Here is an 8,413-nt window from a genome sequence, read left to right on the forward strand (position 1 = left end):
TGGGCGGGCCTGATGGCGCCGCCCGCTTCTGCGACAGATGTGTCCTATTCGATCCTGTCGTTCGACCAGCTTGAGGGGTGGGAAACCGACGACCACGCCGCCGCCCTGCGCGCGTTTCTGAATACCTGCGGTGATATGAAGGATGTCGATTGGCGCAACATCTGCGCCTATGCCAGATCCGACCCCGACCCGCGCCAGTTCTTTGAACTTCTGTTCCGGCCTGTGTTGATCGAGGACGGAAACGAGGCGATGTTCACGGGCTATTTCGAACCTGAACTTGACGGCGATCTCTACCCCTCCGACCGCTACCGCTATCCGGTCTATGCCATGCCGCCAGAGGCGAAGGCGAACAACCCGTGGCTGACCCGCCGCGATATTCTGGATACCGACGTGATGAAGGGCCGCGGCCTTGAGATCGCCTATGTTGACGACCCGGTCGAACTTTTCTTTTTGCAAATCCAAGGCTCTGGCCGCATCAGGCTGCCCGATGGGAATTATCTGCGCGTGGGCTACCGCGGTGCAAACGGCCACCCGTACCGGTCGATCGGCGTCGAACTGGTGCGCCGCGGCGTCTATGACCCGCATCAGGTCAGCGCAGAGGTGATCAAGAACTGGGTCCGCCGTAACCCTGATGACGGGCGCGAGCTGCTGTATCACAACCCGTCCTATGTGTTCTTTCGCGAGGTCAATCAGGTGCCCGCCGATCAGGGGCCGCTTGGCGCGATGAACCGGTCGGTGACCACCCTGCGCACCGTTGCAGTGGACCCCAAGTTTGTACCGCTCGGCGCCCCTGTCTGGATCGAAAAAGAGGGCAAGGAACCGATGCACCGCTTGATGATCGCGCAGGATACCGGGTCGGCTATCAAGGGCGCGCAACGGGCGGATGTGTTCTTTGGCACCGGCGACAAGGCGGGGCGTGCCGCGGGCAAGCTGCGTGATCCGGGGCGGATGATGGTCCTGATGCCGATCCAGCGCGCCTATGCGCTTTTGCCGGAGCCGCTGTTATGAGCCGCAAGCGTCTGGATAAGGATGATCTGTCGCTTTGGAAAAAGGTGACAGAGCGGACGGAAAAGCTCGACGTTGACAAGCTGTTCCGCGCCGAGATTGACGGCACCTCCCCGATCCACGGCCCCACGCCAACACCGCCGCAAATCCGCAAGCGCAGCTCTGTCGTCATGGGCAAGCCCGATCCCAAGCCGCGGCGAAACACCCATGATCTGATGCCCTCCCTGCCCGATCAGCTGCGTCAGGCACCGGTGCAGATGGATTCAAAGGCGTTTGGCAAGCTCAAGCGCGGCAAGATGCGCCCCGAGGGTCGCATCGACCTTCACGGTATGACGCTGGACCGCGCTCACCCTGCGCTGACCAAGTTCATTCTGGGCTCGCATGCCAAGGGGCGGCGCCTTGTCTTGGTGATCACCGGTAAAGGCAAGATGCGGGACGAAGGCGGCCCGATCCCCGTGCGCCACGGCGTGCTGCGTCATCAGGTGCCGCAATGGCTGTCGATGCCGCCGCTGTCGTCAGCCGTGCTTCAGGTCAGTCAGGCGCATATCAGCCACGGCGGCGGCGGCGCCTATTACGTCTATCTACGGCGTCACCGTTAGGCCGTGGCAGGCGCGACCAACCGCTTGCGATAGCGCAACACCCCGACCGTCGCCATGATCGCGGCCACGGCATAGTAGATCGCAATCGGGATCATCTGCTGCGGGAAATCAACCCCCAGATCAATGAACAGCCCCGTCACCCCCGGCCCGATGGCCGACCCGAACACCATCAGCGCGGCGCCCACGGCCTTGATCGACCCGATATAACGCGTGCCATAGAATTCGGCCCAGAAAACAGAGGTCGCCGTCGCCTGCATCCCCTGCCCCACGCCAAAGATCATCAACCCGACCCCCGCCATCGCAATCGTATCGGCAAAGGCGAGCACGGCGAAAGACAGCGCAAAAGGCAGCATTTGCACCGGCGTGACCCGCGTCACGCCAAACAGGTCGATTGCCCAGCCCGACACAAAGGTCGCGATCACGGATGTCACCGTATAAAGCGGCATCAGCGCGACAAAGCTGACCAGCGTCCAGCCCTTCACCTCTGTCAGGTGGACCTGCTGAAAGAACAGCGCCGTCCCCCACGCCGGAGGACCGATCACCAGCGGGATCATCAGCCAGAACAACCCGTGACGGATCATCTGCATCCGCGTCCAGTGCTGCCCGTCCATCCCCGCCGATTGCGTGCTTTGCGCCATGGATTGCGGCGTACGCTCTTGCCGCAGCAGCAGGAGCATCACCGGCATGGTGATCAGCACCAAAGCGGCGGCCAGCACCCAAAGGCTGCGCCAGTGAAAGCTTGCGAAAAGGGCGACGAAGACGACAGGCAAAATCGCCTGACCCGCCGCAAAGCCCATAGACGACAGCGACAGCGCCTTGCCCCGTGCGGCTTCGAACCAGCGCACCATGGCCACGGCCCCAAGCTGAGACATCATCCCCTGCCCGGTCAGACGCAGCGCATAGATAACAAAGATCAGCACGATCCAGTTCGGCACGGCGGCCATCGCCAGACAGGCACCCGCCAGCGCGACCATCACCCAGAATGACAGTCGACGCACCCGAAACCGGTCTGTCAGCACACCCGCCCAGACCATCGTGATCGCCGAGAGCGTCGTGCCGAGGGTATAGATCCCGCCCCATTGACCGTCAGACAGCCCGAAACTGCCCTTAATCTCGCCCGCGAAAAGCGAGATGAAATAAGTCTGCCCATAGGCCGAGGTAAATGTCAGCAGGAAACCCGCCAACAAGAACACCCAATTGGCGCGGATAAATCTGAAGTATGCCATGCGCCATCATTCTCAGGCGCATGGCAGATTGAAAAGCCCTAAAGAACGTAGCGTGACAGATCGGTGGATCGTGTCAGTTCGCCCAGGTTCTTCTCGACGAAATCGCCGTCGACGGTGATCTTTTCGCCGGTGCGATCCGGCGCGCTGAACGACAGCTCTTCAAAAACACGCTCCATCACGGTGTAAAGCCGCCGCGCGCCGATATTCTCGATCGACTGGTTCACATCGGCGGCGATCTTGGCCAGCGCCTTGATACCTTCGTCGGTGAATGTGACCTCGACCTCTTCGGTGCCCATCAACGCGGTATATTGCAGCGTCAGCGCATTGTCGGTCTCGGTCAGGATGCGAACGAAATCATCCTCCGTCAGCGCGCGCAGCTCGACGCGGATCGGCAAGCGGCCCTGCAATTCGGGCAACAGGTCGGACGGCTTGGCAATGTGGAAGGCACCCGAGGCGATAAACAGGATATGATCCGTTTTCACCGGCCCGTGTTTGGTCGATACGGTAGTGCCTTCGATCAGGGGCAGCAGGTCGCGCTGCACGCCTTCACGGCTGACATCGCCGCCACGCGCGTCAGAGCGGGCGCACACCTTGTCGATCTCGTCCAGAAAGACGATGCCGTTCTGCTCTACCGCCTCGATCGCGGCGCGGTTGACGGTTTCGTCATCCAGCAGCTTGTCGGCCTCTTCGCTGATCAGCACCTCGTAGCTTTCGGCGACTGACAGACGTTTCTTGACCGTCCGGCCGCCCATGGCTTTGCCGAAAAGATCGCCAAGGTTCATCATCCCCATACCGCCGCCGGGTTGTCCGGGGATATCCATAGCCGGAAACGGGCTAGAGGTATCGGCGACTTCAAGCTCGATCATCGTATCGTCCAGCTCGCCCGCTTTCAGCTTCTTGCGGAACATATCGCGGGTGCCTTCGCGGGCGTCCTTGCCCGCAATCGCGTCAACAACGCGTTCTTCGGCGGCCTTATGGGCGCTGACCTTCACGTCCTCGCGCATATATTCGCGGGTCATGACGATGGCGCTGTCTACCAGATCACGGATGATCTGTTCCACATCGCGGCCGACATAGCCGACTTCGGTGAATTTCGTCGCCTCGACCTTGAGAAAAGGGGCCCGCGCCAGTTTTGCCAAGCGGCGGCTGATCTCGGTCTTGCCCACGCCGGTGGGCCCGATCATCAGGATGTTCTTGGGGTATACTTCGTCGCGCAGATCATCGCCCAACTGCTTGCGGCGCCAGCGGTTGCGCAGCGCCACGGCAACGGCGCGTTTGGCGTCGTTCTGGCCGATGATAAAACGGTCAAGTTCAGAGACGATTTCGCGGGGGGTCAGATCGGTCATTGTGTGATTTTCTCCACCGTGAGGTTACCATTGGTATAAACGCAGATGTCCGACGCGATCTTCATCGCATCCCGCGCGACGGTTTCGGCGTCGCGGTCGCTGTCCATCATGCCGCGCGCCGCGGCCAGCGCGTAATTCCCGCCCGACCCGATGGCCGCGACAGAATGTTCAGGCTCCAGCACGTCACCCGCGCCGGTGATCACCAGCAGCTCGCGCCCGTCTGACACGATCAGCATCGCTTCGAGCTTTTGCAGGTATTTGTCGGTTCGCCAGTCCTTGGCAAGCTCGACACTGGCGCGCGCCAACTGCCCGGGCGTGGCTTCAAGCTTGGCTTCAAGCCGTTCCAGCAGCGTGAAAGCATCGGCAGTCGATCCGGCAAAGCCCGCCACAACGTCAAACCCGCCAGGGCTGAGCCGGCGCACCTTCCGTGCGGTTCCTTTGATCACGGTTTGGCCAAGGCTGACCTGACCGTCGCCCGCGATCACGACTTCGCCGTCTTTCTTCACACCGATGATGGTGGTCCCGTGCCAGCCGGGGAATTCTTGCTTTGACATGTAGCCTCCATAGTTCAAACCTATATGAAAACCCCGCCGCTGTTTCGCAAGGCTAATGTCCCGAAAGGATTTGAATGCCACCGGTAGACGACCTGAAAGTGCAGGCATTTCAGATATTTGAGGGATTGGCGGCCAAGGCAGGGATTGCGCCTGAAACCTGTACCTGCGGGGCCGAGTGGATCAAGGATGACAGCAAACAGCGCCAGATCGTGCAGCGCTATGACGGGCGTGACGGGGTCTCTGTCGTGCTCAAACACGTGGCCCGTCCGTGGGATACCGACAGGTTCACCGCGATGCTTGCGGCCCATCAGGCGGCCTGTGATGCACTCGACGGCGTGCCCGGCTTTAGCGTGCCACAGATCCTTGCGGCGGACCCGGGCCAGCAGGCCTATCTGATGCGCTCTGCCAAGGGCGACACGTTTCTGGACCTGTGCCGCCAGACAGAGGATCACGCCCCCTTGCTGCGACGGGCGGGCGGCTGGCTGGCGGCGTTTCACGGGGCCACTTTGCAAGGCACCCATCCGTTTCAGCCGCGGTTCATGGTCAATCACCTGCACCGTCTGGTGGCGCGTGTTGAAAGCGGTGCGCGTCGGATCAACGGCAAGCAACGTTTTGCAGCCTATGTGGGTCGTATCGCGGACTACGCGCCGCAGGCCCAAGGGCACGCAGGCCAGATCGCGGCGAAACATGGCGACCTGAACGGGTATAATCTGGTGATGGCGCCCGACGAGACGGCAGCGTTCGATTTTTCAGCGACCACACCGTCGCCTGTGGGCTATGACATCGCGCGGCTGCTGCAAAGCTATACCCAGATGGTAGGCGACCTTGATGCCTTGCCCAAAGGCCATAGCGTTCCTCCCGCCGCCTGGGGCGCGTTCTTTGAAGGGTACACGCTGGTGCCGCCCGATGATCCCACGGTGCACTTCCTGACGCGGGTGCAGATCCTGACCGACTGGAACCGGATTCAAGAACATGGATCTATCGCCAATGTCATGCGGTTCGAGCGGATCAAAAAAATAGCGCGCCAAGCCTTTGCCTGACGCGCCATTGAATGTGCTTGCTGCGGGTGCGGCAGCTTAGATCGACTCTTCGATCCAGCCTTGCAGCGCGGCCTTGGGGCGGGCGCCGGCCAGGTTCGATACGACTTCACCGTTCTTGAAGATGAACAGGGCAGGGATGCCACGGACACCCATCTGGGCTGGGCTGTTCGGGTTCTCGTCAACGTTGACTTTGACGATCTTTACCTTGCCGTCCATCTCGGAGGAAAGTTCCTCGAGCGCGGGGCCGATCTGCTTACAGGGGCCGCACCACTCAGCCCAGAAATCCACCACAACGGGGATATCGGAATTCTTAACTTCTGCGTCGAATGTTGCGTCTGTGACTGCGACGGTTGCCATGTTGCTGCTCCTGCACGGGGTTGGTTAGAGTGGGAACCTATGTAGCCCCATGCGTCCCGTCAAGATCGCGCACCCGCGATAGGGCGTTTGTGATCAGCGCGTCGGGCAGTTCCATCAGCGTTGCGGTACGGGTCCATAAAATAGCGGTGCGGATGCGGTGATCGGGAAACACCTGCGCCAGCGCGGCGGCATAGGCCCCCATCTGGCGCAACAGCCCTTCGGGGCAGCGATCAGGCGTATCGGGCACCACGCGGTTGGTTTTGTAATCCACCAGCAATACATCCGTATCCGACACCAGCAGCCGGTCGATTGTCCCGTGCAGCCGTTTGGGGCCCAAGGGCGCGGTGATCGGTACCTCTGCCAAGGCGTCCTTGCCAAAGACATGTGCCAGTTCGGGCGTATCCAAGACCGCGATCGCCTCTCTCAAGGCGGCTTGGGCGACGGTTTCGTCATACCCCTGCGCCAGCGTGTGCAGCACGCCGTTCCAGCGGTCGCTGTGCATCATGGGCAGGGTTTCCAGCATCTTATGCACCAGATTGCCGTAGGATTTCGCCGCATCTTCCGATTGGCCATCATCACCGGGCAGGGCCTTGGCGCCGCCCAGATCAGAAGGGGCCAGCGTTTTGGCACGCAGTGGGATATCGGTAAGGGCTGTGTTAAAAACAGGCTCTAACACTGGCGTGGTATGGGTTTTGGGGGCGGATTCGATCACCGGCAGCGCATCCCAGTCGCCATGTTCAAACCGCATCCCGCCCGAGCTGCCGACCGGCTTGGCACCGGCCTGACCCATCGCGGCGCCGACCATCTGATACCAGCTGTTGCCATCCTTGGGCAGCTCCCCCGCCGCGGCCACGATCAGCCATTTTTCGGCCCGCGTCATCGCCACATAGAGCAGCCGCAGCCGTTCGGCCATCTCGCGCGCCTTGCGGTCGTCCAGCGCGCCGCGCATGGCAGCGGGCATATCCCCTTCGGACAGTTTCCACACAGGCGTGTCACCGATCTTGATGATCTCGTCCCGGATCACCAAAGGGCGTTTGCCCGTGTCCGGCAGGATCACGATCGGCGCCTCTAGCCCCTTGGCCCCGTGCACGGTCATTACGCGCACCTGATCCGAGGCATTGTCGATCTGCCGCTTGATTTCAAGGTCGTCGGTCTGCATCCACACCAGAAACCCCGTGAGGCTGGGGATCGCGCCGCGTTCATACGATAGCGCCTGCGAGAGCATGGCGTTGATACCGTCCTCTGCCTCTGACCCCAGCCGCGCCAGCAGCTTGCGGCGCCCGTCATGGCGGGTCAGGATACGTTCGATCAGGTCATAGGGCCGCAGGAAATCGACCTGTGCCCGCAAATCTCGGAGGATCGCAACGGTTTCGGGGTAGGCATCGCTGCTGCGCAAGGCCTGCCACAGGTGATCTTCCTTGCGGTAGTGAGACAGGGTGAACAACATCTGCTCTGTCCACCCGAACAGAGGCGATTTCAGCGCCGTCGCCAGCGACAGGCTATCTTCGGGCGTGGCAAGGAAGGACAGCAGCGCCGCCAGATCCTTGACCGCCAGTTCGGCCCCGACCTTGAGCCGGTCCGCGCCCGCAATCGGCACACCGGCGGTTTTGCACGCGCGGATGATTTCCGAGAACAGATCACTGCGCCGCTGCACAAGGATCAAAAAGTCACCCGCCCGAATACGCCGCCGCGCAAAGGCACCGGGGGTATCGGTATCGACGGGCAGATAATGTTCGCCCTCGGTCAGTTCCTTGATCTGCGACGCGACCTGGTCGGCCAGAACGACCGTATGGTGATGCGCCGACTTCTGATCGACAGGATCGGACCATTCACGGTCATCGGGTTCATCGGTTTTCTCGACCACGGGCCAAAGATCAACACGGCCGGGCAGGGCGGATTTGAACGCCTTATGCGCCGCATCGGCCTGAAACCCTGCATCCGTATGCGGGGCGAGCGTTGTATCCACCAGTTGCAGGATCGCCGAGGACGATCGGAACGAATATTCAAGACTGCGCCGTTGAAAGATCTGACCCGCTTGGGTGATCTTCTGTTCGAACAGATCCTGTTTGTGATCAAACTCGCGCGGGTCGGCCCCCTGAAAGGAATAGATCGACTGTTTTTTATCGCCCACGACAAACAGCGTGCGGTCTTCCTCTTCTCGGGCACCGTCGCCGCTGTAGAATTCATCGGCCAGCCGTTCGATGACATCCCATTGGCGCGGGCTGGTATCCTGCGCTTCGTCCACCAGAATATGATCAATGCCACCGTCGATCCGGTAAAGCACCC

Annotated in this window: 8 protein-coding genes; 3 read left to right on the forward strand and 5 right to left on the reverse strand. The window is 61.3% G+C overall.

What is annotated here, in order from left to right; translation table 11 throughout:
* Nucleotides 1-12 precede the first annotated feature (12 nt).
* Entirely contained in the window at nucleotides 13-1,008 is a 996-nt protein-coding gene (locus tag B3849_RS06105; protein ID WP_064217232.1) for a murein transglycosylase A, read from the forward strand.
* Nucleotides 1,005-1,604, forward strand: coding sequence for a Smr/MutS family protein (locus B3849_RS06110; RefSeq protein WP_005850748.1), 600 nt, complete (start codon nucleotides 1,005-1,007; stop codon nucleotides 1,602-1,604). Before B3849_RS06105 ends, B3849_RS06110 begins: the two co-directional genes overlap by 4 nt.
* Here the strand turns inward: B3849_RS06110 and B3849_RS06115 are convergent.
* From B3849_RS06115 to hslV, 3 genes are read right to left on the reverse strand one after another with little or no spacing between them, the layout of a single operon-like run.
* On the reverse strand, nucleotides 1,601-2,830 hold the full coding sequence (locus B3849_RS06115; RefSeq protein ID WP_278424591.1) for an MFS transporter: 1,230 nt from the start codon (nucleotides 2,828-2,830) through the stop codon (nucleotides 1,601-1,603). The genes B3849_RS06110 and B3849_RS06115 overlap by 4 nt on opposite strands.
* A 38-nt stretch (nucleotides 2,831-2,868) precedes the next feature.
* Nucleotides 2,869-4,176 (reverse strand): ATP-dependent protease ATPase subunit HslU, encoded by a 1,308-nt coding sequence (gene hslU, locus B3849_RS06120; RefSeq protein ID WP_009825703.1) that lies wholly within the window; start codon nucleotides 4,174-4,176, stop codon nucleotides 2,869-2,871.
* Nucleotides 4,173-4,730, reverse strand: coding sequence for an ATP-dependent protease subunit HslV (gene hslV, locus B3849_RS06125; RefSeq protein WP_005850743.1), 558 nt, complete (start codon nucleotides 4,728-4,730; stop codon nucleotides 4,173-4,175). Before hslV ends, hslU begins: the two co-directional genes overlap by 4 nt.
* 74 nt (nucleotides 4,731-4,804) lie before the next feature.
* On the opposite strand from hslV, the gene B3849_RS06130 reads away from it, so the two are divergent.
* Complete coding sequence (locus B3849_RS06130) at nucleotides 4,805-5,770, forward strand: phosphotransferase family protein (RefSeq protein ID WP_278424593.1); 966 nt, start codon at nucleotides 4,805-4,807, stop codon at nucleotides 5,768-5,770.
* Between the two features lie 36 nt (nucleotides 5,771-5,806).
* Here B3849_RS06130 and trxA read toward each other — a convergent pair whose 3' ends face one another.
* Complete coding sequence (gene trxA / locus B3849_RS06135; protein ID WP_005850739.1) at nucleotides 5,807-6,127, reverse strand: thioredoxin; 321 nt, start codon at nucleotides 6,125-6,127, stop codon at nucleotides 5,807-5,809.
* Nucleotides 6,128-6,164: 37 nt separating this feature from the next.
* Nucleotides 6,165-8,413 (reverse strand): 3'-5' exonuclease (locus B3849_RS06140; RefSeq protein WP_286779914.1); only part of this gene is annotated, 2,249 nt, incomplete at its 5' end.

Origin of the sequence: Sulfitobacter sp. UBA4523 (assembly GCF_002388305.1) — a bacterium.
Lineage (GTDB): Bacteria > Pseudomonadota > Alphaproteobacteria > Rhodobacterales > Rhodobacteraceae > Sulfitobacter > Sulfitobacter pontiacus.

What these genes read in the sequence shown, in the direction of transcription:
- B3849_RS06105 (WP_064217232.1), top strand. Translation starts at nt 13, where the DNA reads ATGGCGCCGCCCGCTTCTGCGACAGATGTGTCCTATTCGATCCTGTCG.
- B3849_RS06110 (WP_005850748.1), top strand. Translation starts at nt 1,005, where the DNA reads ATGAGCCGCAAGCGTCTGGATAAGGATGATCTGTCGCTTTGGAAAAAG.
- B3849_RS06115 (WP_278424591.1), bottom strand. Translation starts at nt 2,830, where the DNA reads ATGGCATACTTCAGATTTATCCGCGCCAATTGGGTGTTCTTGTTGGCG.
- hslU (WP_009825703.1), bottom strand. Translation starts at nt 4,176, where the DNA reads ATGACCGATCTGACCCCCCGCGAAATCGTCTCTGAACTTGACCGTTTT.
- hslV (WP_005850743.1), bottom strand. Translation starts at nt 4,730, where the DNA reads ATGTCAAAGCAAGAATTCCCCGGCTGGCACGGGACCACCATCATCGGT.
- B3849_RS06130 (WP_278424593.1), top strand. Translation starts at nt 4,805, where the DNA reads ATGCCACCGGTAGACGACCTGAAAGTGCAGGCATTTCAGATATTTGAG.
- trxA (WP_005850739.1), bottom strand. Translation starts at nt 6,127, where the DNA reads ATGGCAACCGTCGCAGTCACAGACGCAACATTCGACGCAGAAGTTAAG.